Source organism: Janibacter cremeus, assembly GCF_029395675.1.
In the GTDB taxonomy this organism is placed as follows: domain Bacteria; phylum Actinomycetota; class Actinomycetes; order Actinomycetales; family Dermatophilaceae; genus Janibacter; species Janibacter cremeus_A.
This window is the reverse complement of the sequence record NZ_CP115184.1, coordinates 1,643,230-1,667,931: the sequence shown is the minus strand read 5'-3', so window position 1 is coordinate 1,667,931 and position 24,702 is coordinate 1,643,230. Positions and strand designations below refer to the sequence as shown.

Annotated in this window: 22 protein-coding genes; 13 read left to right on the top strand and 9 right to left on the bottom strand. The window is 71.7% G+C overall.

Translation table 11 applies throughout. The features are described from left to right. Position 1 precedes the first annotated feature (1 nt). On the bottom strand, positions 2-547 hold the full coding sequence (locus O9K63_RS07765; RefSeq protein WP_277242098.1) for a GtrA family protein: 546 nt from the start codon (positions 545-547) through the stop codon (positions 2-4). 54 nt (positions 548-601) lie between these two features. Here O9K63_RS07765 and O9K63_RS07760 point away from each other — a divergent pair, with 54 nt between their 5' ends. Both O9K63_RS07760 and purE read left to right on the top strand, forming a co-directional pair. Then, a complete protein-coding gene (locus tag O9K63_RS07760; RefSeq protein ID WP_277242096.1) occupies positions 602-1,774 on the top strand; it encodes a 5-(carboxyamino)imidazole ribonucleotide synthase in 1,173 nt (390 codons plus the stop codon). After that, a complete protein-coding gene (gene purE, locus O9K63_RS07755) occupies positions 1,771-2,334 on the top strand; it encodes a 5-(carboxyamino)imidazole ribonucleotide mutase (RefSeq protein ID WP_431190374.1) in 564 nt (187 codons plus the stop codon). The genes O9K63_RS07760 and purE overlap by 4 nt, the downstream gene beginning before the upstream one ends. 1 nt (position 2,335) lies before the next feature. Here purE and O9K63_RS07750 read toward each other — a convergent pair whose 3' ends face one another. After that, on the bottom strand, positions 2,336-2,788 hold the full coding sequence (locus O9K63_RS07750; RefSeq protein WP_277242094.1) for a CoA-binding protein: 453 nt from the start codon (positions 2,786-2,788) through the stop codon (positions 2,336-2,338). 137 nt (positions 2,789-2,925) lie between these two features. Here O9K63_RS07750 and O9K63_RS07745 point away from each other — a divergent pair, with 137 nt between their 5' ends. Both O9K63_RS07745 and O9K63_RS07740 read left to right on the top strand, forming a co-directional pair. Then, a complete protein-coding gene (locus O9K63_RS07745; protein WP_431190373.1) occupies positions 2,926-4,101 on the top strand; it encodes a nucleotide sugar dehydrogenase in 1,176 nt (391 codons plus the stop codon). Positions 4,102-4,137: 36 nt separating this feature from the next. Continuing rightward, on the top strand, positions 4,138-5,316 hold the full coding sequence (locus tag O9K63_RS07740; protein WP_277242092.1) for an acyl-CoA dehydrogenase family protein: 1,179 nt from the start codon (positions 4,138-4,140) through the stop codon (positions 5,314-5,316). 94 nt (positions 5,317-5,410) lie between these two features. On the opposite strand, the gene O9K63_RS07735 is transcribed toward O9K63_RS07740, so the two are convergent. Both O9K63_RS07735 and O9K63_RS07730 read right to left on the bottom strand, forming a co-directional pair. After that, a complete protein-coding gene (locus O9K63_RS07735; protein WP_277242090.1) occupies positions 5,411-6,271 on the bottom strand; it encodes a 3-hydroxybutyryl-CoA dehydrogenase in 861 nt (286 codons plus the stop codon). Positions 6,272-6,323: 52 nt separating this feature from the next. Next, on the bottom strand, positions 6,324-7,697 hold the full coding sequence (locus O9K63_RS07730; RefSeq protein WP_277242089.1) for an LCP family protein: 1,374 nt from the start codon (positions 7,695-7,697) through the stop codon (positions 6,324-6,326). Positions 7,698-7,790: 93 nt separating this feature from the next. On the opposite strand from O9K63_RS07730, the gene O9K63_RS07725 reads away from it, so the two are divergent. After that, complete coding sequence (locus O9K63_RS07725; RefSeq protein ID WP_431190372.1) at positions 7,791-8,768, top strand: glycosyltransferase family 2 protein; 978 nt, start codon at positions 7,791-7,793, stop codon at positions 8,766-8,768. 293 nt (positions 8,769-9,061) lie between these two features. Here O9K63_RS07725 and O9K63_RS07720 read toward each other — a convergent pair whose 3' ends face one another. Both O9K63_RS07720 and O9K63_RS07715 read right to left on the bottom strand, forming a co-directional pair. Then, on the bottom strand, positions 9,062-9,700 hold the full coding sequence (locus tag O9K63_RS07720) for a CoA transferase subunit B (protein ID WP_277242087.1): 639 nt from the start codon (positions 9,698-9,700) through the stop codon (positions 9,062-9,064). A 1-nt stretch (position 9,701) separates the two neighbouring features. Next, positions 9,702-10,511: a CoA transferase subunit A gene (locus O9K63_RS07715; protein ID WP_277242085.1), complete on the bottom strand. Its 810-nt coding sequence runs from the start codon at positions 10,509-10,511 to the stop codon at positions 9,702-9,704. Between the two features lie 270 nt (positions 10,512-10,781). Between O9K63_RS07715 and O9K63_RS07710 the strand changes: the two genes are divergently transcribed. After that, a complete protein-coding gene (locus tag O9K63_RS07710) occupies positions 10,782-13,610 on the top strand; it encodes a peptidoglycan-binding domain-containing protein (RefSeq protein ID WP_277242083.1) in 2,829 nt (942 codons plus the stop codon). Between the two features lie 21 nt (positions 13,611-13,631). Here the strand turns inward: O9K63_RS07710 and O9K63_RS07705 are convergent, their stop codons facing one another. Further along, entirely contained in the window at positions 13,632-14,369 is a 738-nt protein-coding gene (locus tag O9K63_RS07705) for a TIGR03089 family protein (protein WP_277242082.1), read from the bottom strand. A 67-nt stretch (positions 14,370-14,436) separates the two neighbouring features. Between O9K63_RS07705 and O9K63_RS07700 the strand changes: the two genes are divergently transcribed. After that, positions 14,437-15,447 carry a lysylphosphatidylglycerol synthase domain-containing protein gene (locus O9K63_RS07700; protein WP_277242080.1) on the top strand — a complete coding sequence of 337 codons (1,011 nt, stop codon included), beginning with the start codon at positions 14,437-14,439 and terminating at the stop codon, positions 15,445-15,447. Positions 15,448-15,452: 5 nt separating this feature from the next. Here the strand turns inward: O9K63_RS07700 and O9K63_RS07695 are convergent, their stop codons facing one another. Then, positions 15,453-16,268 (bottom strand): aminoglycoside phosphotransferase, encoded by an 816-nt coding sequence (locus tag O9K63_RS07695; RefSeq protein ID WP_277242078.1) that lies wholly within the window; start codon positions 16,266-16,268, stop codon positions 15,453-15,455. Positions 16,269-16,297: 29 nt separating this feature from the next. Between O9K63_RS07695 and O9K63_RS07690 the strand changes: the two genes are divergently transcribed. Continuing rightward, positions 16,298-17,203 (top strand): DNA-3-methyladenine glycosylase family protein, encoded by a 906-nt coding sequence (locus tag O9K63_RS07690; RefSeq protein ID WP_277242076.1) that lies wholly within the window; start codon positions 16,298-16,300, stop codon positions 17,201-17,203. 9 nt (positions 17,204-17,212) lie between these two features. Here O9K63_RS07690 and O9K63_RS07685 read toward each other — a convergent pair whose 3' ends face one another. Next, positions 17,213-18,154, bottom strand: coding sequence for a 2-phospho-L-lactate transferase CofD family protein (locus O9K63_RS07685; protein ID WP_277242074.1), 942 nt, complete (start codon positions 18,152-18,154; stop codon positions 17,213-17,215). A 177-nt stretch (positions 18,155-18,331) separates the two neighbouring features. Here O9K63_RS07685 and O9K63_RS07680 point away from each other — a divergent pair, with 177 nt between their 5' ends. The 5 genes from O9K63_RS07680 to O9K63_RS07660 all read left to right on the top strand — a co-directional run bounded on the left by O9K63_RS07680 (position 18,332) and on the right by O9K63_RS07660 (position 24,701). Next, positions 18,332-18,607, top strand: coding sequence for a WhiB family transcriptional regulator (locus O9K63_RS07680; RefSeq protein ID WP_277242072.1), 276 nt, complete (start codon positions 18,332-18,334; stop codon positions 18,605-18,607). A gap of 14 nt (positions 18,608-18,621) precedes the next feature. Continuing rightward, complete coding sequence (locus tag O9K63_RS07675; protein WP_277242070.1) at positions 18,622-21,693, top strand: glycosyltransferase; 3,072 nt, start codon at positions 18,622-18,624, stop codon at positions 21,691-21,693. Then, on the top strand, positions 21,690-23,141 hold the full coding sequence (locus O9K63_RS07670) for a DUF5719 family protein (protein WP_277242068.1): 1,452 nt from the start codon (positions 21,690-21,692) through the stop codon (positions 23,139-23,141). Before O9K63_RS07675 ends, O9K63_RS07670 begins: the two co-directional genes overlap by 4 nt. 161 nt (positions 23,142-23,302) lie before the next feature. Continuing rightward, positions 23,303-24,346: a TerC family protein gene (locus O9K63_RS07665; RefSeq protein ID WP_277242066.1), complete on the top strand. Its 1,044-nt coding sequence runs from the start codon at positions 23,303-23,305 to the stop codon at positions 24,344-24,346. A 25-nt stretch (positions 24,347-24,371) separates the two neighbouring features. Beyond that, entirely contained in the window at positions 24,372-24,701 is a 330-nt protein-coding gene (locus O9K63_RS07660; protein WP_277242064.1) for a winged helix-turn-helix domain-containing protein, read from the top strand. Position 24,702: the final 1 nt, after the last annotated feature.

Here is a 24,702-nt window from a genome sequence, read left to right as displayed (position 1 = left end):
CTCAGGGGCGAGCGGCCCCGTCATCCTCCTCCTCGTGGTGCAGCGGTGAGGTGCCCACGTCCAGTGGTTCGTGGACGAAGACGACCCGGCGGTAGGCCCAGAAGCGGAAGAGGGTCCCCAACCCGATCCCGAGGATCGTCGCGGTGTTGTCGGCCAGACGTGTGGTGAGGTCGAGCCCGTAGTGCGAGATGACCAGCGTCAGGGTCGACATGACCAGAGCCACGCCGTTGACGACGAAGAAGAGCGTCACCTCGTGGTGGGCAGGCCGGGAGCGTCGGTGCGCGAACGTCCAGCTCCGGTTTCCGACCCACGCGAAGAGGGTCGCCACGACCCCGCTGATGATCCGGGCCGTGGTGACCTTGTCGGTGAGGACTGTGCTGGTCAGCAGGTTCATCCCGCCGATGTCGATGACGAAGGCCAGGGCCCCGACGACGCCGAACTTGGCCATCTCGTGCCAGAGGGTGTCGATGAGACCGGAGAGCCGTCCCCGCCGGTGATCGCGGGATGCGTCGTCGGCATCTGCCGTCGGCGGCGTGGAGTCGGCCATCTACCGCAGGGTAGACGCGGCACGAGGCAACCGCGGCATCGTAGGGTGCTCATCGTGTCGATACCCCACCGTGCCCCTGGAGGATTCCCCGTCGTCGGCATCATCGGCGGCGGCCAGCTCGCCCGCATGTGTGCCGGCCCCGCTGCGGAGCTGGGGCTGACCCTCTCCGTCCTCGCCGAGGACGCGCGCTCGAGCGCCGCCCTCGTCGTGCCCTCGTCACCGGTCGGTGAGCACACCGACGTCGAGGCGGTGCGGGCCTTCGCCCGCGAGTGCGACGTGGTCACCTTCGACCACGAGCACGTGCCCGTGGAGGTCCTGCAGGCGCTCGTCGACGACGGTGTCGCCCTCCATCCCGCACCCGAGGCCCTGCGGCACGCCCAGGACAAGCTCGTCATGCGCGAGGCGCTGACGGCGGCCGGGATGCCCTGCCCGCGGTGGACCGCGGCCTCGAGCGCTGCGGAGGTCACGGCCTTCGCCGAGGAGGTGGGCTGGCCGGTCGTGGCCAAGACCCCCCGGGGTGGCTACGACGGGAAGGGGGTCCTCGTCGCCGATCGCGTGGAGGACCTCGACGGGTGGCTGGCGACCGCGGCCGAGCGCGGTGAGCCCTTGCTCCTGGAGGAGGCCGTCCCCTTCGTCCGTGAGCTGGCGGTCCTGCTCGCGCGCAGCCCCTCCGGCCAGGCGGCCGCGTGGCCGGTGGTCGAGACCGTCCAGACCGACGGCATCTGCACCGAGGTCATCGCCCCCGCCCCGGGCCTGGCCGCGGATGCCGCCCGGGCGGCGACACTCGTCGGTCTGGACATCGCCGCGACGCTCGAGGTCACCGGTGTCATGGCCGTCGAGCTCTTCGAGCTCGCCGACGGCTCCGTGCTCGTCAACGAGCTGGCCATGCGTCCGCACAACTCGGGACACTGGAGCATGGACGGTGCCGTGACCGGGCAGTTCGAGCAGCACCTGCGTGCGGTGCTCGACCTGCCGCTCGGCTCGCCGCGTCCGCGGGCGCCGTGGACGGTGATGGGCAATGTGCTCGGTGGGGAGCACACCGACCTCTACCCGACCTACCGGCACCTCATGGCCCGTGATCCCGAGCTGAAGGTGCACCTCTACGGCAAGGGTGTGCGGCCGTTGCGCAAGATCGGGCACGTCAACGTCTCCGGCGACGACCTGACCGACCTGCGCGAGCGCGCACGGCACGCGGCCGACTACATCCAGGGAGTGATCGTGGAATGACCAGCACGAGCCGTGTGACGAGCAAGACCACCGAGGCCGGTGCGGACCGGGTCCCGCGCGTCGCGCTGGTCATGGGCAGCGACAGCGACTGGCCGACCATGGAGGCGGCGGCCGAGGTGCTCGAGGACCTCGGCATCGCCTACGAGGCCGATGTGGTCTCCGCGCACCGGATGCCGACCGAGATGATCGAGTACGGCCAGCAGGCCGAGTCACGGGGGCTGCGGGTCATCATCGCCGGCGCCGGGGGAGCGGCCCACCTGCCGGGCATGCTCGCGTCGGTGACGACGCTGCCGGTCGTCGGCGTCCCGGTGCCGCTGAAGCATCTGGACGGCATGGACTCGCTGCTGTCGATCGTGCAGATGCCTGCCGGGATCCCGGTCGCCACGATGGCCGTCGGTGGGGCCCGCAACGCCGGCCTGATGGCCGCACGGATCCTCGGGGCCGGTGAGGGCGAGGAGGCGGCGCGGCTGCGGTCGTCCTTGGCGGACTTCGCCTCCGACCTGTCCGCGCAGGCCCGCGCGAAGGGGGAGCGGCTGCGCCGGCGCAGGTCGGCCGACTAGGTCAGCGCACCGCGCCCTCACCGCGCAGGCGTCGCCACTCGATCTTCGGGCAGGTGTTCATCACGACCATCAGGCCGGCCTCCCGGGCGCGGTCGGCAGCGGCCGGGTCCTCGACACCCAGCTGCATCCAGATGGCATCGATCTGGAGGCGGTCCTTGTGGGCGATGGCCTCGTCGACGACCTCGCCGACGTGCTCGGAGTTGACGAAGCAGTCCACGACCTTGATGTCGGTGTCCGGGATGTCGGCCAAGGAGGCGTAGCCGGTGTCGCCGTCGACGGTTTCCGCGGAGGGATGGACCGGGATGATCGCCTTGTGCATCTCCTTCTTGAGCCACTGCGCCACCCGCAGGGCATCGCGGTCGTCGTTGTTGCTCAGACCCACGACGACCCACGTGCCCGGGTCGGCAATGAGGCGTCGCATCGTCTCGGTGTCGTTCCTGTGCGTGAGGCTCATGTGACCATCCAACGCCGACCGCACGCGGGAATCAATGGCCCGCGCCCGCCCGGTCGTGGATTCTGTGACGCACACGGCACAATTCCACCTGGGGAGGCCCTCCCCGGACACCGTCGAGCTCTGTGAGGGAACACAACGTGACTACGAAGATCGCCGTCGTCGGGACCGGCTACGTGGGCCTGTCGATGGCCGTCCTGCTCGCCCAGCACAACGAGGTCGTCGGCTTCGACATCGATGCCCGTCGCGTCGAGATGCTGGGCCGCGGGCAGAGCCCGATCGAGGACGCCGAGATCGTCGACTTCCTCACGGGTCGTGACCTCGACCTGACCTTCACCCTCGACAAGGAGAAGGCCTACGCGGGGGCCGACTTCGTGGTCATCGCCACCCCCACCGACTACGACGCCGACACCAACTACTTCAACACCAGCTCGGTCGAGGGTGTCATCAGCGACGTCATGGCGATCAACCCCGAGGCGGTCATGGTGGTCAAGTCGACGATCCCCGTCGGCTTCACGGCCGCCCTGCGCGAGAAGCTGGGTACCGACAACCTGATCTTCAGCCCCGAGTTCCTGCGGGAGGGGCAGGCCCTGCGGGACAACCTCTACCCCAGCCGCATCGTCGTCGGTGAGGTCAGCGAGCGGGCGCGCCGCTTCGCAGACCTGCTCGTCGAGGGCGCCGAGGACCCCGACGTCCCGGTGCTGCTGACGAACGCGACCGAGGCCGAGGCGATCAAGCTCTTCGCCAACACCTACCTCGCCATGCGGGTGGCCTACTTCAACGAGCTGGACACCTTCGCCGCGACCAACGGGCTGAACACCCGCCAGATCATCGACGGTGTCGGCCACGACCCGAGGATCGGTACGCACTACAACAACCCGTCCTTCGGGTACGGGGGTTACTGCCTGCCCAAGGACACCAAGCAGCTCCTGGCCAACTACCAGGAGGTCCCGCAGAACCTCATGCAGGCGATCGTCGACTCCAACCGCACCCGCAAGGACTTCGTCGCCGAGGACGTCCTGCGGCGCGAGCCGCGGGTCGTCGGGGTGCACCGGCTGATCATGAAGTCCGGCTCGGACAACTTCCGGGCCTCCTCGATCCAGGGGATCATGAAGCGTCTGAAGGGCAAGGGCGTCGAGGTGGTCGTCTACGAGCCGGTGATGGAGGAGGAGACCTTCTTCGGTTCACGGGTCGTGCGCGACCTCGAGGAGTTCAAGCAGGTCTGCGACGTCATCATCGCCAACCGGCGCACCCCGGCGCTGGAGGACGTCGCCGACAAGATCTACACCCGCGACCTCTTCGGCACGGACTCCTGATCGCGGCAGGAACCACCACGGGTAGCATCACCAGACGTGAGCGCCAACCCAGATTTCGACCTGTTCCGCACCTCCGAGGACCACGAGGCCATCCGTGAGGCGGTGAGGGCGGTCGCGGAGGACAAGATCGCCCCCTTCGCCGCCGCGGTCGACGAGGAGTCCCGCTTCCCGGCCGAGGCCAACAAGGCTCTGGTCGACGCCGACTTCCACGCGGCCCACGTCGCGGAGGAGCACGGTGGTGTCGGCGCCGACGCACTGGCGGTGTCGATCATCATCGAGGAGGTCGCCCGGGTGTGCGCCTCGTCGTCGCTCATCCCCGCGGTCAACAAGCTCGGCTCCATGCCGATCATGCTCGGGGGGTCCGACGAGATCAACGCCCGCTACATGCCAAGGGTTGCCAAGGGCGAGGGCATCTCCTACGGCCTGTCCGAGCGCGAGGCGGGGTCCGACACGGCCGGCATGCGCTGCAAGGCGATCAGGGACGGCGACGACTGGGTCCTCAACGGCCAGAAGGCGTGGATCACCAACGCCGGTGAGTCCGAGCTCTACACCGTCATGGCGGTCACCGACCCCGACGGTCCGCGCGGGGGCAACATCTCCGCCTTCGTCGTCGAGAAGTCCGACGAGGGTTTCGGCTTCTCCGAGAAGGAGCGCAAGCTCGGCATCAAGGGTTCGCCGACCCGTGAGCTGCACTTCGACAACTGCCGCATCCCCGGTGACCGCATCGTCGGGGCCGAGGGCGAGGGCCTGAAGATCGCCCTGCGCACCCTGGACCACACCCGCGTGACGATCGGTGCCCAGGCCGTCGGTATCGCACAGGGTGCCCTCGACGAGGCGTTGGCCTACGTCAAGGAGCGCAAGCAGTTCGGCAAGCACATCGCCGACTTCCAGGGCATCCAGTTCATGCTCGCGGACATGGCCATGGAGCTCGAGGCCGCACGCCAGATGGTCTACGTCGCGTCCGCGAAGTCCGAGCGCCACGACGAGGACCTGCCCTTCTTCGGCGCCGCCGCCAAGTGCTACGCCTCCGATGTGGCCATGAAGGTCACGACCGACGCCGTGCAACTGCTCGGTGGCGCCGGCTACACCCGGGACTTCCCGCTCGAGCGGATGATGCGCGACGCGAAGATCACCCAGATCTACGAGGGCACCAACCAGGTCCAGCGGGTCGTGATGGCACGTCAGCTCCTCAAGGGCCTGCCGACGACGCGCTGAGGCGTCCGCTGCGCTCGTCGCCACCCATCGGCCGGGTTCGCGACACGCCACGAAGGCCCCCACTCCGCGAGGAGCGGGGGCCTTCGTTCGTGGCTCAGCGGTCGTAGGTGTAGAACCCGCGCCCGACCTTGCGGCCGAGCAGGTTGGCATCGACCATGCGGGCGAGCAGCGGCGGGGGCGCGTACAGCGGCTCCTTGAACTCCTCGTAGAGCGACTGGGCGACGGCCATCGTCGTGTCCAGGCCGATCAGGTCCGCCAGCGCGAGCGGGCCCTGCGGGTGGGCCGCCCCGAGCACGAAGCCCTGGTCGATGTCCTCGGCGGTCGCGAAGCCGGACTCGTACATGCGGATCGCGCTGAGGATGAACGGGATCAGTAGGGAGTTGACGACGAAGCCGGCTCGGTCCTGGCAGGTGATCGCGTGCTTGCCGAGCCTGCCGTCGACGTAGGCGCGGGCGCGCTCGGTCGTCTCCTCCTCCGTCATCAGGGAGGGGACGAGCTCGACGAGCTTGAGCACGGGGACCGGGTTGAAGAAGTGCACACCGAGGACGTTGCCCGGGCGCTTGGTGACCGTGGCGAGCTTCATGATCGGGATCGAGCTGGTGTTGGAGGCCAGGATCGCATCCTGCGACTCGACGATCTCGTCGAGCTGCTTGAACAGCTCGACCTTCGCCGTCTCGTCCTCGACGATGGCCTCGACGACCATGTCCCGGTCGGCGAGCTCGCCCAGATCGGTCACGACCCGGATGCGCTCGAGGGCCGCGTCCGCACTCTCGAGACGGCCACGCTCCTCGGCCCGACGCAGCGACTTCTCCAGTCGGCCGCGGCCGGCGTCGGCGCGCTCCTGGCTCGACTCCACGACGACGACGTCCGAGCCGGCGCGAGCACACACCTCGGCGATACCCGCCCCCATGAGGCCGCAGCCGACGACCCCGATCTTGTCCATGCTGTTGTCCATGGCGTCACACTAACGTCCGTGTGACCGCGCTCACCGCGCCGGGGTGTGCTCCTCAGCTGTCATCGGGTGTGACCGACAGTGGCTCGTCCGCACGCAGGTCCGCGAAGAGCTGCTCCGACCGGGTCTCGTCCCACAGGACGGCGGACCCGACCGGTGTCGGCACGCTGGTGTCACTGGTGGGGACGACCATGGAGTTGCCGTCCCCCGACGAGATCCCGCGGAAGGCCCACAGCGCCCGGGCCGTGCCGATCATCGAGTCGTCCTCGCCCACGGTCAGCGCACCGGCGGTCGAGGTGCCCAGGGAGTGCACCCGCCACGGCAGCAGCAGGTTGGCGGGGGAGATCATCTTGTCCGAGAGCGCGCCGAGGAACTCCCGCTGCCGCTGCGCGCGACCCAGGTCGCCCTCGGGGTCGGAGTAACGGGCGCGCACGTACCCCAGCGCGGTCTTGCCGTCGAGGACCTGGCACCCGGGCTCGAGGTTGATGTGGGCCTTCTCGTCGTCCATGGCGTTTTCGACGCAGATCTCGACGCCGCCCACGGCGTCGACGACGCCGGCGAAGCCGCCGAAGCCGATCTCCATGTAGCCGTCCATCTCCAGGCCCGTGTTGTGCTCGATCGTCTCCGTGAGCAGCTCGGCGCCGCCGATGCTGAAGGAGGCGTTGATCTTGTTCATCCCGTGTCCCGGGATCTCGACGTAGGAGTCCCGGGGGATCGACAGGAGCGTGGAGGGGCCGCTGCCGGTGTGCAGCACGAGGATCGAGTCGGTGCGCGCGCCGCCGGTGTCCTCGCCCGTGCCGAGCTCCTGGCGCTCCTCGGCAGTCAGCCCGGCGCGGGAGTCGCTGCCGACGAGGAGCACGTTGCGTCCCTCGCTGGACGGTCGGTTGCCGTCGGGCGAGGCGTCGACGGTGCCGACCTCCGCCCACGAGGCGGTGACGGCCCAGAACATGCCGGCGACCCACGCCACGACGAGGACGAGCAGCACGGAGACGACCGTGCGGCCGCGCCGGCGCCGCGGACGGGACGGTCGGCCCGCGTCGCGCGGCCCCCCACCGCCCCCGTGACCGCCCGTCGGGCGGGGAGGTCCGCCCCCGCGCGCGCCGCCGCCGGACGGGCGTGGGGGTGGGGTGCCGGTGGGCATGACGCGGGTGCGGGATTCGTCCCGGGGGGCCGGGCGGGCCCCGGCGGCTGCTGGGCGCCCTCCCGCCGGGCGCTGGTGGGCCGGCGGCCGCTGGCCGGGGGAGCGCTCGTCGCCGGGGGGCGCCGGGCGTGCGGGCCGTTCGCGGCGCCCGATCGGGATCGCCCTGGCCGTGTCGTCGCCGTCCCGCCGCCCGCGTCGGGCGTCGAAGGTGATCGCGTCGTCACCGTCGGGGCTACCGGAGGGGCGGCCGCCGGAGGGGCGACGGGGGCGCGGGGGGCGATCAGGCATGCGACCGAGGATAAGAGCAAAGACGGGGAACCTGCACGACGCCAGCGGCGAGTCCCGGTAGCGGTGGTCGTGACCTTGTCCATACTGGAGCCCGTGTTGTCCCGAGTGAGCGTCATCATGCCCGTCCTGGACGAGGAGCGGCACCTCGCGGACTCGGTCGGGCAGATCCTGCGTCAGGACTGGCCGGGCGAGCTGGAGGTCGTCCTCGCCGTCGGGCCCTCCAGCGACCGGACTGCCGAGGTCGCGGCCGAGCTGGCGGCGGCGGACCCCCGCGTCCGCACCGTGCCCAACCCCTCCGGGCGCACCCCGGACGCCCTCAACGCCGCGATCGCGGCGTCCACCGGCGAGGTCATCGCGCGGGTGGACGCGCATGCCGAGATCCCGGCCGGCTACCTGAGCACGGCCGTCGCCACCCTCGAGGAGACGGGTGCGGACAATGTCGGTGGGATCATGAACGCGGTCGGGGTCAGCGACCTCGAGCGGGCGATCGCGTGCGCGATGAAGAGCCCTCTGGGAGTGGGTGGCTCGCGGTTCCACACCGGCGGGGTGGCGGGGGAGGCCGACACCGTCTACCTCGGGGTCTTCCGGAGGGAGGCCCTCGAGCGCGTCGGCGGCTACGACCCCCACTTCGCCCGGGCGCAGGACTGGGAGATGAACCATCGCATCCGCTCGGGTGGAGGTCGGGTGTGGTTCACGCCCGACCTCGTCGTCACCTACCGTCCCCGGTCCACGGTGGGGCGGCTGGCCGACCAGTACTTCAACTACGGACGCTGGCGCCGGGTCGTCGCCCGCCAGCACCCCGGGACGGCGAACGCCCGCTACCTGGCCCCGCCGGCGATGGTGCTCGGCACGGTCGCCGCAGGGGTGCTCGGCCTCGCGTGGCGTCCCGCCTGGCTCGTCCCCGTCGGCTACGCCGCAGCGGTCTCCGCCGGCGGATGGTTGATCTCGAAGGGGGAGCCCGCACCGGTGCGCACGCGCGTCCCCCTCGCGGTCGCCACCATGCACTGGGCCTGGGGCATCGGCTTCCTCACCAGCCCCAAGCACCTCGCCAAGTCCGAGGACGAGGCCTGAGGCGGCGCAACCCCTTCGCCAGCACGGCCCGTGACGACCGGGAAAACCCGGCCTGACCACGAAATGACGCGACCATCCGAGGGCTTCCCGGCCTGATCGGGGCATCCCGGCCATGGCAGGGAGGCCCCAGCGGACGGACGAAGGGGTGGGGTCGGCCCGACTCAGGGCGGAGCCGCCCGCAACCGACACCCGGGTGTCGGGGGATCGATGACGGGACCCCGGGCGCGCAGCCCAAGGGCCGTGCCGCAGCCCTTCATACGGGAGCTGCCCACGGCCCTTGTGGCTCGGAAGAGTCAGGCCAGGTCGACGGTGAGCGTGGCCCCCGTCTTCTCCCGGACCTCCTCCTCGGTCACGTCGGGAGCCAGCTCGCGCAGGACGAGCCCGTCGTCGGTGACGTCGATGACGGCCAGGTCGGTGATGATCCGCTGCACGACGCCCTTGCCGGTCAGCGGCAGCTCGCACTCGGTGAGGATCTTCGGCGTGCCGTCCTTGGCGGTGTGGTCCATGAGGACGATGACCTTCTTGGCGCCGTGGACGAGGTCCATCGCGCCACCCATGCCCTTGACCATCTTCCCGGGGATCATCCAGTTGGCGATGTCGCCGTTCTCGGCGACCTGCATCGCGCCGAGGATCGCGGCGTCGACCTTGCCGCCGCGGATCATGGCGAAGCTCGTCGCGGAGTCGAAGATCGAGGCACCCTTGCGCAGGGTCACCGTCTCCTTGCCGGCGTTGATCATGTCCGCGTCGACGGCGTCCTCGGTCGGGTACGGGCCGACGCCGAGGATGCCGTTCTCGGACTGGAGCACGATCTCGACGTCGTCCGGCACGTAGTTCGGGACGAGTGTCGGCATGCCGATCCCGAGGTTGACGTAGTCACCGTCGTGGAGCTCCTGGGCGGCTCGTGCGGCCATCTGCTCACGGTTGAGGGCCATGTCAGGCCTCCTTGCTCTCGTCACGGACGGTGCGCTTCTCGATGCGCTTGTCGGCGGCCTGCTCCGGGGTCAGCGGCACGACCCGCTGGACGTAGATGCCCGGCAGGTGCACGTGGTCGGGGTCGATCTCACCGGGCTCGACGAGTTCCTCGACCTCGGCGATCGTCACCAGGCCGGCCATGGCGCACAGCGGGTTGAAGTTGCGGGAGGTGGTGCGGAAGACGAGGTTGCCGTGGCGGTCGCCCTTCCACGCGCGCACCAGGGCGAAGTCGGCCGTGATGGCCGGCTCGAGCACGAACTCGTGCTCCACGGTGGCGGTCGTGCCCTCCGGGGTGCGCTCCTTGACCTCGAAGGTGCGGGTCTCCTTGGCGGGGGAGGAGACGGCGACATTGCCCTCGGAGTCGTAGCGCCAGGGCAGTCCGCCGTCGGCGATCTGGGTGGCGACCCCGGTGCGGGTCCAGAAGCCGGCGATGCCGGAACCTCCGGCGCGCAGCTTCTCGGCGAGGGTGCCCTGCGGGGTCAGCTCGACCTCGAGCTCTCCGGAGAGGTACTGCCGGGCGAACTCCTTGTTCTCGCCCACGTAGGAGGAGACCATCCGTCGGATCTGGCCACCACCGAGCAGCACTCCGAGGCCCCAGTCATCGACGCCGCAGTTGTTGGAGACGCACTCGAGGTCAGTCACCCCCTTCGCGCGTACGGAGTCGATGAGCACGCTCGGGATGCCGCACAACCCGAAGCCGCCCACCGCGAGCGTGGCGCCATCGGGGATGTCCGCGACGGCCTCTGCCGGTGAGGTGACAACTTTGTCCATGCCCCGACCCTAACCAGAGCGGCGCGTCCGGATTGTGGGCGGGGAGCACATGGATGCGGGCGAAGGGGGTGGGCGGCGACCGGGCGCGTCCCCGCCGTGCATCCGAAATGACAGGTATGTAATTGCCGGATGGGGCTGGCGTGTCCTTCGTGACACATGGAATAAGAGTGACTGGCCTGACTTCTGAGCACCGAGTGACGAGTGTGACGAATGAGGGTTCGTAGTCCCTTCGGGTTACCCCTGCCCGTGCCCTCACCTAGGAGCAGCCGCGTGTCACGTTCCGTCCGCATGGTTGGTGCCGCCCTCATCCCGGCATTCGCCCTTCCCCTCGCCACCGGGAACGTGGCTCGTGCCGCCGTTCCCAGCCCACCGACGAACACCAACCTGCCCGGCGATCTCGACGTCGCCTCGCCGTACGTCCCGCAGGACACGTGCGACCCGCAGGCGAAGCCGGGGGTGCTCGCGTTCGCGCGCCTCATGGCCAGCCACTACAGCGAGTACAACTACGGGATCTCGCGCACCTGCACCAGTGGGGTCACCGAGCACTCCGAGGGGCGTGCCCTGGACTGGATGCTCAACGCCTACGACCGGCACGAGCGCGGCGTCGCCGACTCGGTGCTGGCCTGGCTCATGGCTCCGGACGCCCAGGGCCGGCAGGGAGCGATGGCCCGCCGGTTCGGCGTCATGTACGTCATCTGGGACCGCAAGATCTGGGGTACCTACCAGATGGAGGCCGGCTGGCGCGACTACAACGGTCCCAACCCGCACACGGACCACATCCACTTCAGCTTCAGCTGGGACGGCGCGATGCAGCGCACGTCGTGGTGGACCGGCAAGGCCTGGACGGGTGTCTCGACCTCGCCCTCCGGCCCGTCGATCCCGATCGCACCTCCCACGTCCTACCCGGTCCTCAGCGAGGGTGCACGTGCGCCGGAGGTCCAGCTCGCGCAGCAGGTCATCGGTGTCACCGCCGACGGGATCTTCGGTCCTGCGACGAAGAGCGCGTTGACCTCCTGGCAGCGCAGTCACGGCCTGTCCGCCACCGGTGTGCTGGACAAGGCGACCTGGGACAGGATGGTCGCCCTGGGCGAGGTCCCGGCACGTGGCGGGACCACCACGACGACGCCGAGCCAGGACACCGTCCGCCTCGGCTCGCGCGGCGAGTCGGTCAAGGCTCTTCAGCGCATCCTCGGCCTGTCCGTCGACGGCGTCTTCGGGTCGAGGACCGACGCCGCCGTGCGGGAGTTCCAGGAGGAGAAGTCGCTCAAGGTCAACGGTGTCGTCGACGGCAACGTGTGGAAGGCCCTCACCGGCAAGAGCTACACGAGGTCGGGTACCTCGCAGAGCACGAGCAACGACATCCCGGCGACGGTGCGTCGTGGGTCGACGGGTGCTGCGGTCAAGGAGCTGCAGAAGGACCTGCGCATCGGCGTGGACGGCATCTTCGGGTCGCAGACGGAGTCGGCGGTCAAGTCCTTCCAGCGCAGGAAGTCGTTGAGGACCAACGGGGTCGTGGACAGCAATGTCTGGAAGGCCCTGAAGGGCATGTCCTACAAGAGGACGGCGACCTCGAAGGACACCTCGTCGTCGACGGACATCCCGGCGACGGTGCGTCGTGGGTCGACGGGTGCGGCGGTCAAGGAGCTGCAGAGGGACCTGCGCATCGGCGTGGACGGCATCTTCGGGTCGCAGACGGAGTCGGCGGTCAAGTCCTTCCAGCGCAGGAAGTCGTTGAGGACCAGCGGGGTCGTGAACAGCAATGTCTGGAAGGCCCTGAAGGGCATGTCGTACAAGAGGACGGCGACCTCGAAGGACACCTCGTCGAAGGACGACTCGTCCTCGTCGACGGACATCCCGGCGACGGTGCGTCGTGGGTCGCGGGGGGCTGCGGTCAAGCAGCTGCAGGATGCCCTGGACCTGAAGGCGGACGGGATCTTCGGCTCGAACACCGAGTCGGCGGTCAAGTCCTTCCAGCGCCGCAAGTCCCTCACGGCCGACGGCATCGTCGGGGCGAGGACGTGGGAGGTGCTGCTCGGCAAGCGCTCGTCCGTCGCGGGTGCCTCGAAGGGCGGCGGCTCCTCCGCCGGCAGCTCCTCGAAGGACGACGACTCGTCCTCGTCGACGGACATCCCGGCGACGGTGCGTCGTGGGTCGCGGGGTGCTGCGGTCAAGCAGCTGCAGAATGCCCTGGACCTGAAGGCGGACGGGATCTTCGGCTCGAACACCGAGTCGGCGGTCAAGTCCTTCCAGCGCCGCAAGTCCCTCACGGCCGACGGCATCGTCGGGGCGAGGACGTGGGAGGTGCTGCTCGGCAAGCGCTCGTCGACCTCCGGTGGCTCGAAGGACGACAGCTCTGCCGGCAGCTCGTCGAAGGACGACGACTCGTCCTCGTCGACGGACATCCCGGCGACGGTGCGTCGCGGGTCGCGGGGTGCTGCGGTGAAGAAGCTGCAGGACATCCTGAACCTGAAGGCGGACGGGATCTTCGGCTCGAACACCGAGTCGGCGGTCAAGTCCTTCCAGCGCCGCAAGTCCCTCACGGCCGACGGCATCGTCGGCGCGAAGACGTGGGAGGCGCTCCTGTCCCGCCGCGGCGGTGCCCAGTCCGTCTCGCCGGCCGCCTTCCTCGGCTCCGCCGGGGTGGCCACCGTCGCCACGACGACCGAGTTCGACGGGCTGAAGTCGATGGTCCTCTCCGAGGGGGCGCGCAGCGCAGGCGTGAAGAAGGTCCAGCAGGTCCTCGGCGGCGTCGCCGTCGACGGGGTCTTCGGCACGGCGACGGCGACTGCGGTGCGCAGCTTCCAGGCTGCCCACGGGCTCCCGGTCACGGGCATCGTCGAGGAGCGGACCTGGGATGCGCTCGAGGCGACGAAGTACCCCTTCCTCGCCTACCGCACGACGGTCCTCAAGCCGGGCTCGACGGGCCCCGCAGTCACGGCTCTCCAGTCGCGGCTCGGTGTGGCCGCGGACGGGAGCTACGGCCCCACCACCGAGCAGGCGGTGCGGTCACTGCAGGAGCGCAACCGGCTCACGAGGACCGGCTACGTCGGTGCCGTCACCTGGCAGGCCCTCGAGCGCGAGGTGCGTGTCCCGGCCTGATCGCCGCGACGCACGAGGGCGTCACCCCCGCTGGTCCACGGACCGGTCGGTGGTGACGCCCTCGCTCGTGGCGCGACGGGTGAGTGTCTCGGTGTCGAGCTCGCCCAGCTGGAGCACGAGCGAGCCGCCACCGGCCCAGACGGCCATCGCCGTGCGCAGCAGGCCGCCGGCGGTCGGGTCGACGAGGTGCACGCGGGCTCCCTTCGCCACCGGCACCTGCGCGACGGCGTCGGCGACCGCTGCGCCGTGGGTGAGCGAGGTGCCGTCGAGCGTGAGGGCGAGGTCCTCCTCGTCGGGCTCCTGCCAGGCCGTGAAGTCGTCACCGAAGGAGGCCAGCTCTGCCGCCTCGTCCATCACCGAGTCGGCGAGGTCGGTCCCGGCCGAGCGGGCGAGCGCGCCGCGGGTGACGAGCACGGCGGGTCCGTCGTGGGGGAGCGACCCGGCCTCGTCGGTGACCACGAGGTCCGCGGCGAGGTCACCGTCGAGGTCGACGTGCGCCCCGACCGACCACACGGCCCAGGCCCAGTAGAGCAGGCGCCAGTGCGGCTGCATCGACAGGCGGACCACCGACCCGGGCTCGATGTCCCACTCCTCCTGGAGGGCGTTGCCGGCCTTGCTCACCCACGTACCGAGGACGCGCCCCGACAGCTCGATGCGCTCGCCCGCGGTGGGCCCGGGCACGTCGTCGTAGCAGGTGATCCGCGGAGCGGCGGAGTCCCGGTCGTTGAGGGTGGAGAGGACGGAGGCGGGGACGGTCATGGGGCCACCCTACGAAGGGGGGAACCTCCGCTCCCGACGGCCGTCCGGTCGCATAGGCTGCACCGGGATGAGCGAGGTGGACCAGCCGGCGGTGCGCACCACGCGTCGGCACGTCGTCGACGTGCTGCGAGTCGGCTTCCTCGTCCTCGTCCTCGTCGTGGTGGGCGTGGCGCTGCGGACCAACTGGGAGGCCGTGCGCTCCGACCTCGGCCGCCTCGGGCCGGCCACCCTTGCCGCTGCCACACTTCTGGCGCTGTTCTCCCCCTTGCTCACCGTCCTGGGGTGGCGGGTGCTCCTCGCCGACCTCGGGTCCCGGCTGCACATCGCCCCCGCGAGCGGCGTCTTCTTCGTCGGCCAGCTGGGCAAGTACCTGCCCGGGTCGGTGTGGTCGGTCGTGGTGCAGACCGAGATGGCCGCGCGGCTGGGTGTGCCCCGGCGGCGCACCGCGGTCGGCGGTCTGCTGTGCATCGGCCTGTCCGCCCTGACCGGACTGGCGGCCGGTCTGCCCGCGCTGCCCGTGCTGCTCACGCGCGGTCAGGTGACCCTCCCGTGGTGGAGTGTGCCGCTGGCCATCGCCCTGCTGCTGCCCCTGCTGTGGCCGCCCCTGCTCAACCACGGCATTCGCCACGTGCTGCGGCTGCTGCGCCGTCCCCCGCTCGAGCACGACCTGGGGGTGGCCGCGATCGGCGTCTCGAGCGCGTGGTTCACCGGCTCCTGGCTCATCGGGGGACTGTCGGTGTGGGTGCTGGCCCGCGACCTGGCACCCGGTGACGCGGATCCCGCCCGCGTGCTCCTCGTCGCCGTCTGCGGTTACCTCCTCGCCGTGGGCATCGGGACCTTCAGCATCGTCGTGCCGGCCGGTGTCGGGGTCCGCGACGGCATCCTCGTGCTGATCCTCGCGACCGAGCTGTCGCTGTCCGCCGCGGCGGCGGTGGTCGTCGTCTCCCGCTTCCTCACCGTCCTCGGTGACGTCGTGTGGGCCACGGCCGGCTGGCTGTGGGGCCGCTCGCACCACGTCCTGCCCGAGCACCTGCCGGCGCCGGGAGCCCTGCCGGTCGACCCGGGGACGCAGCAGTGACCCGCTCAGGCCCCGAGCCCGGCGAGCAGCGGCGTCAGCGCGCGGGCGCAGGCCGGGGCGTCGGCCGGACGGTCTCCGACCAGCCGGAAGATCGCCACCCGGAGCATCGCCGCGCCGGCGGCACCCGTCGCCCACTCGTCCATGACCGCGGCGTCGGCCTCGTGCCACAGCACCGAGTCGAGCACGAGGACCGCCTCGGCCCACAGGACCGGGCGCCGGGAGGGAATGATGTCGACGACGACCGGGGCGCCGCGCGGGTCCAGGAGCACGGTGCCCGCGAGGTCGGCGTGCACGAGCTGGTCGGGCCCGAGCGGTGTGTCCTCGCGATGGGCGAGCAGCACCTGCAGCAGCTCTGCGCCGTCCCTGCCGAGACCGACGGGCACGGGCGCCTCGCCGAAGGCGACGCGCTCGGCCCACCCCGACCGGTCCTCCCGGTGGGGCAGGACCGGATCGGGCACGTGCCGGGCCAGCTCGGCGTGGAGCACCGCACCCACCGCGCGCGTGGCCACGAGATCGGTCAGCGGCACGGCGCCGGGCTCGAAGCGGGTGGCGGCCCAGCCGTCGACGACCCAGCTGCCGTCCCGTGCCGGGACCGGCATCGCGATCCGCAGGTCCCGGTGATCCCGCTCGCGACGGGTGTCCAGGTCGACCGCCAGCCGGGCGATGCGCGGGCTGAGGGCATCGCGGGTGCTCGCGTCGCGCCCCGGGGAGAGGACGAGGTCCCCCGCGCGGACGCTGTCGGCCTGGCCGCCGGGCACCGGCTCGGTGTCGCCGGGCACGGCGACCGCTGCGCTGTCCAGGACGTGCTCCGTCGGTCGCATCGTCGCCAACCTATCGCCACGGTGGTCCCGTGAGGACCCGGCGACACCGGCCGCCCGGGCCGCTCGACGTCGACCGGACGCTGGCCCCCTTCGTCCGCGGGTCGGGTGATCCCACCAGCGAGCGGGGCAGGGACGGCTGGTGGTTCGCCTGGACCACCCCCGAGGGGCCGGTGACCCTGCACCTCGTCGAGGACGCGGACGAGGTCCTCGCCCGCGCCTGGGGCGGGGGAGCGGAGTGGATGCTCGACCGGCTCCCCGACCTGCTCGGTGGGCGCGACGACCCGAGCGGCTTCACCCCCCACCACGACCTCGTCTCGCGGGAGTGGCCCCGCCAGTCCGGCTGGCGCGTGCCCGCCAACGCGCTCGTGTCCCAGATGCTCGTGTGCTCGGTGATCGAGCAGAAGGTCACCGGCCGCGAGGCCTTCAGCAGCCTGCGTCAGCTCGTCCGCGGCTTCGGCAGCCCGGCGCCCGGGCCGGGGGAGGAGAGGGGGATGGTCGCCCCGCCGAGCCCGGCCCAGTGGGCCCGGATCCCGTCGTGGGCCTGGGTCCGGGCCGGGGTCGACGGCTCCCGTTCGCGCACGGTCGTCACCGCGATGCGGGTCGCGGGACGTCTCGACGAGTGCGCCGACCTTCCGCTGCAGGAGGCGCAGCGTCGGATGCGCTCGCTCCCGGGGGTCGGCGTGTGGACGGCCGCCGAGGTCGCCCAGCGGGCACTGGGTGACGCGGACTCGCCGAGCTTCGGTGACTACCACGTGGCCAAGGACGTGACCCTCGCCCTGGACGGGACGATCGGGGACGACGAGCGGATGGCCGAGCTCCTCGAGGCGTACGCCGGACAGCGCTACCGCGCGCAGCGGGTGGTCACGGCGGCCGCGCGCCGGCCACGACGCGGACCGCGTCGCAGTCTGCCGACCCACCTGCCCACCCGGTGGTGAGCCGGCCGCTCAGGAGCGAAGGGAGAGAGCGTGCGCCAGCGCGGTCGCGGCCACGTCCGCCGGGGAGGAGTCGGCGAGCGGCGCGCTGTGCGCTGCGGTGGCCCAGCGGGAGCCGGCAGGCGCTGCACCTGCGTCGGCCGGGTCGACGACCCAGCCGTCGAGCAGGTCCTTGAAGAGCCCGGCGACACCGCCGGAGGTGACGACACCGACGGTCGCCAGGGAGGCCGCGAGCGCCTGCGGGGCCGGGACGGCGTCGACGACGGGGCTCACGCCGACCACGGGGGCGGAGGTGCCGCGCAGGGCGTCGCGCATCCCGGGGACGCCCAGGACGATCCCCAGCGCGAGGACGGGGTCGCTCGGGGGCAGGAGGACGACGTCGGCGCTGCGGACGGCGTCGAGGACCTCGGCGCCGGGGTGCGCGCGGTCCAGGCCGGCGACGACGAAGCGGGCGACGGCGGGGCCCTCGAGCTCGCGGCGCCACTGCTGCACGTGCACCGCACGCTGGTCCTCGGGCCCGTCGAGCACCACGTGCGTCTCGACGGGGACATCGGACATCGGCAGGATGCGCACGGTGTCGGGCACGCCGCGGGCCTGTGCGATGTGGGCGGTGACCTGGCTCAGGGAGTCACCCCGGCCCAGCCAGGCGGTGCGGGCGACGTGGACACCCATCTCACGGTCGGAGACCGGGTACCACTGCGGCTGCAGGCCGAGGGCCGCCAGCTCGTCACCGACGACGTGGGAGGACCCGTCGCCCTGCGCCGTCCCGAGGGTCTCGACGAGCAGGTCGAGGTCCGGGCACAACCGCAGACCCCACAGGGAGATGTCGTCGCCGGTGTTGGCGATGACGGTGACCTCCACACCCCCGAGATCGGGGTCGTGCTCGAGGTGGTCGAGCAGGCCGCGGGTGAATCGGGCACCGGGTTCGCCCCCGGAGATCACGGTGATGCGCATGGGCACATCGTCGCAGGCCCCCGGATTCCCGACGCACCGGCCGACCGCTCAGCGCTCTCTATCCCCTTCGGCTTGACGACGCACGTATGACACGCATGTAATTACGGACATGTCGTAACACTTTTTGGGTGTGACAGACATGAAGTCCGGGTCGAGTGCCGAGGTCGAGGAGGGACCATGTTGCACGAGCTTCACCTGATCACCGCCGACGAAATCGACGAGTCCGAGCCGACTGAGTTGTCCTGGCAGGAGCGGTCGCTGTGCGCGCAGACCGATCCTGAGGCCTTCTTTCCGGAGAAGGGCGGCTCCACGCGCGAGGCGAAGAAGGTCTGCACGGGGTGCGAGGTGCGCAAGGAGTGCCTCGAGTACGCCCTCGAGCACGACGAGCGCTTCGGCATCTGGGGCGGCCTCTCCGAGCGCGAACGCCGCAAGCTGAAGAAGCGCGCGGTCTGACTGTCGGCGAGGCCGTGACGCAGCAGACCGGCACCACGTCCTCCGCCACCCCCTCCCGGCGGACGACGGCGCCTCCGGCGACCGTCACGGCGGTCATCGTGGCGCGGTCGAGGGAGGGGACGGGGCAGACCCTGCGCGCCCTCCTCGCGCAGGACCTCCGGCCCGATCGCATCCTCCTCGTCGACGGTGCCCTCGACGGGATCGGCGACACCAGTGACCTCCTAGCACCGGTGGACGACGCCGAGATCGATGTCCTGACGACCACGCTCGGGGGTCGGCGCGGGCTGCGCCGGATCCTTCCGTCGATGGTCGACAGCCTTCCGCGGGCCGATGTCGGCCGGGACCTGGTCTGGGTGCTGACCTCGCGCTCCCGCCCCCACCCGGAGGCGCTGCGTCGCCTCGTCTCCGCAGCCGGGAAGAGCGTCGGCATGGTCACGCCCAAGCTCGTCGACGAGGACGACCCCTCGCGAATCGTGCGGCTCGGCCTGCAGGTCACACGTACCGGGCGCATCGTCCCGGACCCGGCCGCCGGAACCACCGACCAGGGGCAGTACGACCGCACCGTCGACGCGATCTCCGCACCGCTGGAGGGCCTGCTCATCGACCGCGCCGTGCTCGAGCGGCTCGGCGGCCACGACCCAGGCATGGGCGACTTCGGCGGCGACCTCGACCTCGGGTGGCGCGCCCAGCGGTCAGGGCACCGGGTCGTCCTCGCCCCGTCGGCCGCCGTCGCCGTCGCGCCCACGGCGGCGGAGCGACGTCCGACCGTCGACCACCGCCGGCAGGCCCGGCGGGTGGCACTGACCCGTTCCCACCTCCTGGCCGCTCCCTTCCTCGCGCTGTGGATCCTCGTCGGCTCCCTCCTCGGTGGGTTGGCCCTCATCATCCTCAAGCGCCCGGGGATGGGCGCGGCCGAGCTGGCGAGCATCCCTGCCGCGATCGACCCTCGCAGCCTGCGCTCGAGACTGCGCGGCAAGGCCCCCCGAGAGGTCGCCCGTCGCGACCTCTCCTCGCTCTTCGTCAGCCCGGCGGCGGCCCGCCGTCGACTCGCCGACGAGGCCCGCAGCCCGGTGGGCCGGGACAAGGGTGTCGCTGCCCGCTCCCTCGAGGCCGAGGGGCGCAGCGTCCTGCTCCACCCGCTGCTGTGGGTGGTCCTCGCGGCGGGGGTGATGTCGGGCTGGGCCGCGCGCCACATCACCGACGAGCTGCGCCACCGCTTCGACGCCGGCCTCGTCGGTGGTGAGCTGCTCGGGGGCCGGGCCACCGGTGGCCAGCTGTGGGACTCCTGGTGGATGGCCTGGCACGGTCAGGGCTGGGGCAACGGCATCGAGCAGTCGCCCGCCACGGCCGTCCTCGCCGGGGTGACCACCGTCGCCGGCTGGATCCCGACCGTCGGCGAGGGGGACTCACCCGCGGGGATCGTCCTGGCCGTCTTCGTCATCGCCGCACTGCCCCTGGCCGCCGCCGTCGCCTGGACGAGCGCACGCACCTTCACCCATCGTCCGTGGCTGCGGGCCGGCGTGGCCCTGGCCTGGGTGACCTCCGCGCCGGCCGCGGTGGCCGTCGGCGAGGGGCGGATCGGTGCCCTCCTCCTCCTCGTGCTGCTGCCCCGTGTCGCCGCGGGTGTGGTGCGCGCCGGTCGACGCCGCACGGCGTACAGCGATGTCGTGCGGACCGCCCTGTGGGCCGCACTGCTCGGGACCGTGGCCCCCTTCGTCGGCCTGGCGGTCGTCCTCGTCGGCCTCGGCCACCTCCTGCTCGGCGGAGCGCGCGGCCGCTGGCGCGGCCTCACCCTCGTGCTCACCCCCCTCCTGCTGGCGGGGCCGTGGCTGCTGGCCCTGCGTCGCGAGCCCGCCCACCTGCTCACCGGCTGGGGCCTGACCGGCACTCCCGTCGACCTGCCGCCGTGGCAGCTCGGGCTCGGGCAGCTGCCCGGCGGTGCGGCGACGACGTGGTGGACCGCGGGCGTGCTGGCCGTCGGAGCGCTCGCGCTGCTCGCACCCGGCCCACGACGGGCCTCCTGGGCCGCGGCCGCAACCGCGGTCCTCGGCCTCGGCTGGGCCGTGGGTGCTCCCCACCTCGTCCTCGGGCACCGACCCGCGGGCGCGGTCGAGGCCGGCACGGCGATCACCCCGTGGGTCGGCACGGGCCAGCTCGTCCTCGTCGGAGCGGCCCTGGTCGCCGTGCTGCTCGCCGCGGACGTGCTGCCGGACTCCCTTCGCGGCGCCGGCCGTCGCTCCCTGCTGGTCGTGCCCGCCGTCGCCCTCACCGTCGCGGCCGTGGGCAGCGGAGTGGTCGTCGCCGAGCACTCCTACGGTGACCGGTTGACGACCTGGCGGGACCCGCGCCCGCTCGTCGCGATCGCCGGAGCAGAGGGGGCGACCGCCACCCGCACCCTCGTCGTCGACCGGCGCGAGGACCAGCTGGCCTACCGCCTCCTCGGCAGCGAGCCGGGTGACCTCGTCCGCGACCTCCCGTACGCGGTGCCACCGGTCCCCGGCGAGGAGCAGGTCGCGAGTGCGGTGGCACGGGCATTCGGCCTCGGCGAGGGCGAACGGGCTCCCGCGGACGTCCTCGCCGAGCAGGGCGTCGCGCACCTCGTCGTCCTCGACGCGACCGACGCCGAGCTCCGACTGCTCGATGCCTCCCCGGGCCTGTCCCGGCTCGGGTCGAGTGCCGGGAACTACACGTGGGCCGTGCGGTCGCCGGTCACCGACGGGTCCACCTCCTCGCGGGTGCGGGTGACGGGCGACGGTTCCAGTGCTCCCGTCGAGGGCGTCGGCGCACATGCCGACACCGACGGCCCGGTCCCCGTCCCCGATGGTGACCGGCTGACCGTCGCCGAGTCGCTCGACTGGAGCGATCAGGCCGAGGTACGGGCCGACGGGAAGCCGCTCGAGGTGCTCACCCGCAGCGCCGTGCCGACCTACGACCTGCCCGAGGGCACCGACGAGGTGGAGATCGAGGTCGGGCCCGGCCACCCGGTGTGGAAGCTCGTCCAGATCATCGCCCTCGTGCTCGCGCTCTACCTCGCCCTGCCCACGGAGCGCCGTCCCGACCTCGAGGACGAGGAGGAGGCCCGATGAGCGGCTCCGGACCGGACCGCGCCTGGCTGCAGCCGCTCGCGCGTGTCGTCGCCGTCGGCGTGCTGTCCGCCGGCGTCGTGCTCGGGGCCGACCGCCTCGGCGCCGTCCCCTCCGGCCCGGTGGCGCAGGGCACGGGCGGGCAGATCGCCGCGACGGATGTCACCGCGTACTGCCCGGGTGACCCGCTCGCGGACAGCTCCGAGATCGACATCACCGGTTCGACCGCCGCGCACGCCGCGCCCGACGAGGTGCTCCGGGACGTCGTCACCCCGAGCGGGGAGCCGGGAGAGATCACCGTCGGCGACCTGTCCGACGACCCCACCGGGACCGCGGAGGACGCCACGGCCGGGGGTGGGCCCGCCAGCGTCGTCGAGGACGGGCTCGGGGAGCCGGTCCGGGTCCACGGGCGCGCGGACCACGCCCCGGGCATGGCGGTGGCGCAGTCCTTCGTCGCCGGTGGCGACCGCGCCACCGGGCTGGCCGCGGTGCCCTGCACTGCACCGACCGCCGATGCCTGGCTCGTCTCCGGTGGCGCCCAGGAGGGGCGCCAGGAGCACCTCGTGCTGACCAACCCCGGCGCCAACCCGGTCTCCGTGACCGTCGCAACGCTCGGCGGGGAGGCGGAGGAGTCGGTCGTCGTCCCTCCGCGGGACCGAGAGGTCGTCCTCCTCGACGCCATCGGTGGGACGGACACCTCCCAGGTCGTGCACGTCACCAGCAGCAACGGCCTCGTCGTCCCGACGATCGTCGACCACCACCTCGACGGGTTGACCCCCGCCGGGGTCGAGACCTCGGTCCCGACGACGGCACCGAGCCGGCGGCAGGTGATCCCCGCCGGTGGCGAGGGCGACGGGCGCGGGCTCGTCGTCGGGGCTCCCGGTGGGAGCGACGCCGTCGTCCAGGTCCGCAGCCTCGGCGAGGACGGCTCACGCAGCGCGACGGTCGAGACCGTCCCCGCCGGCAGTGCCGTCGACCTCGACCTGCCCGAGGCCTCCGGTGCGCACGCCTGGCTCGTCGAGTCCGACGAGCCGCTCGTGGCCGCCGCCCACCTCACCCGTGAGGCCTCGGACGGGACGCGTGACATGGCCTGGTCGGTCGCGACCCCTGCCATCCGCTCGCTCGGCGGGATCGCGCTGCCCCCCGATCCGGGCGAGGACGTGGCCCGCACCGTCAGCATCGCCGCCGACGAGGAGCCGGCCTCGGCGGAGGTGCACGCCGTGCGCGACGGCACGGTGACGACGGAGGAGGTCTCGCTCGAGGCCGGGCACAGTGCGTCCGTCTCCGTCGGCGAGGCCGATGCGGTGTGGGTGCGGCCCACGCGGGGGGTGGTCCACGCCGCCGCCCTGATCGCCGGTGGTGACGACGCGCGAGAGGCCCGAGCCGCCTCCGTGCCCGTGCACCCCTCCCGGGTCGCCGTGCGCGACATCGAGGTCGTGCGCCGACGCTGACGGGCTTGCGCTAACAGGTGAAGCCTGCTTCACTCTTCCCCAGGAGGGGAGTATCCCGCCAGCGTCTCGTCGTCACTACGGCCCAACCCTTGGGATCCGGCGAGCGGACCCCGCAAGGGTCGGGAGAGACCTTCGATCGAGTCGATCGGAAGGGTCTTGTCATGGATGTCCCGCTCTGGGTCTGGGCCGCGGTGTTGGCCTTCATCGTGGTGATGCTGGCCATGGACCTGTTCGCCCACCGCCACGCCCATGTGATCGGGGTGCGGGAAGCCGCCGCCTGGTCCGCGGTGTGGGTGGCCTTCGGTGTCGCCTTCGGCGCCATCGTCTGGTCCGTGTGGGGGCCGGAGTTCGGTCAGCAGTACTTCGCCGGCTACCTCATCGAGAAGTCCCTGGCCGTGGACAACGTCTTCGTCTGGGCGATCATCTTCAGCTACTTCGCCGTACCACGGGAGTACCAGCACCGGGTGCTGTTCCTCGGTGTGCTGGGCGCCCTGGTCTTCCGCGGCGCCTTCATCGCCGCGGGCGCTGTGCTGATCCAGAACTTCGCCTGGGTCCTCTACGTCTTCGCCGCATTCCTGCTCTACACCGGGTACCGGATGATCCGCCAGCGCAACGAGCACCTTGACCCCGAGAAGTCCGCCGTGCTGCGAGCCTTTCGCCGCCTGGTGCCGATGACGGAGGCCTACCACGGCCAGAAGCTGCTGGTCCGTCGGGGCGGGATGCTGCTGGCCACCCCGCTCCTGGCGGTCCTGGTGCTGGTCGAGGTCACCGACGTGGTCTTCGCTGTGGACTCCATCCCGGCGATCTTCGCCGTCACCGATGAGGTGTTCCTGGTCTTCACCGCCAATGCCTTCGCGGTCCTGGGCCTGCGCGCGATGTACTTCCTGCTGGCCGATCTCATCCACCGCTTCATCTACCTCAAGATCGGCCTGGCCCTGGTGCTGATCTGGGTCGGGATCAAGATGATGCTCAAGATCGACATCTTCTACATCCCCACCACCCTCTCCCTGGCCGTCGTGGCCACGATCATCACCGTCTCCGTGGTCGCCAGCCTGCGCGCCACCCGTGGTCAAGGCCGCCGGGCCCTCCCTGCTCCGACCAACGGGCCGTTCCGGGTCGCCACCGAGGCCGAGAACGCCGCCCTGGAGCCCGTGCTGGGCTCTCGCGGCGCCCCTTCCACCCCCTCCGACCCCCCGACCCGCTAGCAGCTCCACCTCACCCACCAAGGAGATGAGCCCTTTGGAACCCAAGGACAACGGGGCGGCGACGGCGACCTCGCGGCCGACGTGGACGTTCCTGACCAACCACGGCCACGTCCTCCTCGCTGTGGCCACCGGCCCCGACCGACGGGTCAGCGACATCGCCGCCGAGGTCGGTGTCACCACCCGAGCGACACTGACCATCCTCAACGACCTCGAGAGCGCCGGCTACCTCCGCCGGACCCGGATCGGGCGGCGCACCCACTACACCCTCGACCCGGGCCGCCACTTCCGCCACCACCTCACGGCCGACCACGAGATCGGGGAACTGCTCGCCATCTTCACCACTGCCGCTCCATGAC

Coding starts and splice junctions, on each gene's coding strand:
- O9K63_RS07765 (WP_277242098.1), bottom strand. CDS start 547: ATGGCCGACTCCACGCCGCCGACGGCAGATGCCGACGACGCATCCCGC.
- purE (WP_431190374.1), top strand. CDS start 1,771: ATGACCAGCACGAGCCGTGTGACGAGCAAGACCACCGAGGCCGGTGCG.
- O9K63_RS07750 (WP_277242094.1), bottom strand. CDS start 2,788: ATGAGCCTCACGCACAGGAACGACACCGAGACGATGCGACGCCTCATT.
- O9K63_RS07735 (WP_277242090.1), bottom strand. CDS start 6,271: ATGGACAACAGCATGGACAAGATCGGGGTCGTCGGCTGCGGCCTCATG.
- O9K63_RS07730 (WP_277242089.1), bottom strand. CDS start 7,697: ATGCCTGATCGCCCCCCGCGCCCCCGTCGCCCCTCCGGCGGCCGCCCC.
- O9K63_RS07720 (WP_277242087.1), bottom strand. CDS start 9,700: ATGGCCCTCAACCGTGAGCAGATGGCCGCACGAGCCGCCCAGGAGCTC.
- O9K63_RS07715 (WP_277242085.1), bottom strand. CDS start 10,511: ATGGACAAAGTTGTCACCTCACCGGCAGAGGCCGTCGCGGACATCCCC.
- O9K63_RS07705 (WP_277242082.1), bottom strand. CDS start 14,369: ATGACCGTCCCCGCCTCCGTCCTCTCCACCCTCAACGACCGGGACTCC.
- O9K63_RS07700 (WP_277242080.1), top strand. CDS start 14,437: ATGAGCGAGGTGGACCAGCCGGCGGTGCGCACCACGCGTCGGCACGTC.
- O9K63_RS07695 (WP_277242078.1), bottom strand. CDS start 16,268: ATGCGACCGACGGAGCACGTCCTGGACAGCGCAGCGGTCGCCGTGCCC.
- O9K63_RS07685 (WP_277242074.1), bottom strand. CDS start 18,154: ATGCGCATCACCGTGATCTCCGGGGGCGAACCCGGTGCCCGATTCACC.
- O9K63_RS07680 (WP_277242072.1), top strand. CDS start 18,332: ATGTTGCACGAGCTTCACCTGATCACCGCCGACGAAATCGACGAGTCC.
- O9K63_RS07670 (WP_277242068.1), top strand. CDS start 21,690: ATGAGCGGCTCCGGACCGGACCGCGCCTGGCTGCAGCCGCTCGCGCGT.
- O9K63_RS07665 (WP_277242066.1), top strand. CDS start 23,303: ATGGATGTCCCGCTCTGGGTCTGGGCCGCGGTGTTGGCCTTCATCGTG.
- O9K63_RS07660 (WP_277242064.1), top strand. CDS start 24,372: ATGAGCCCTTTGGAACCCAAGGACAACGGGGCGGCGACGGCGACCTCG.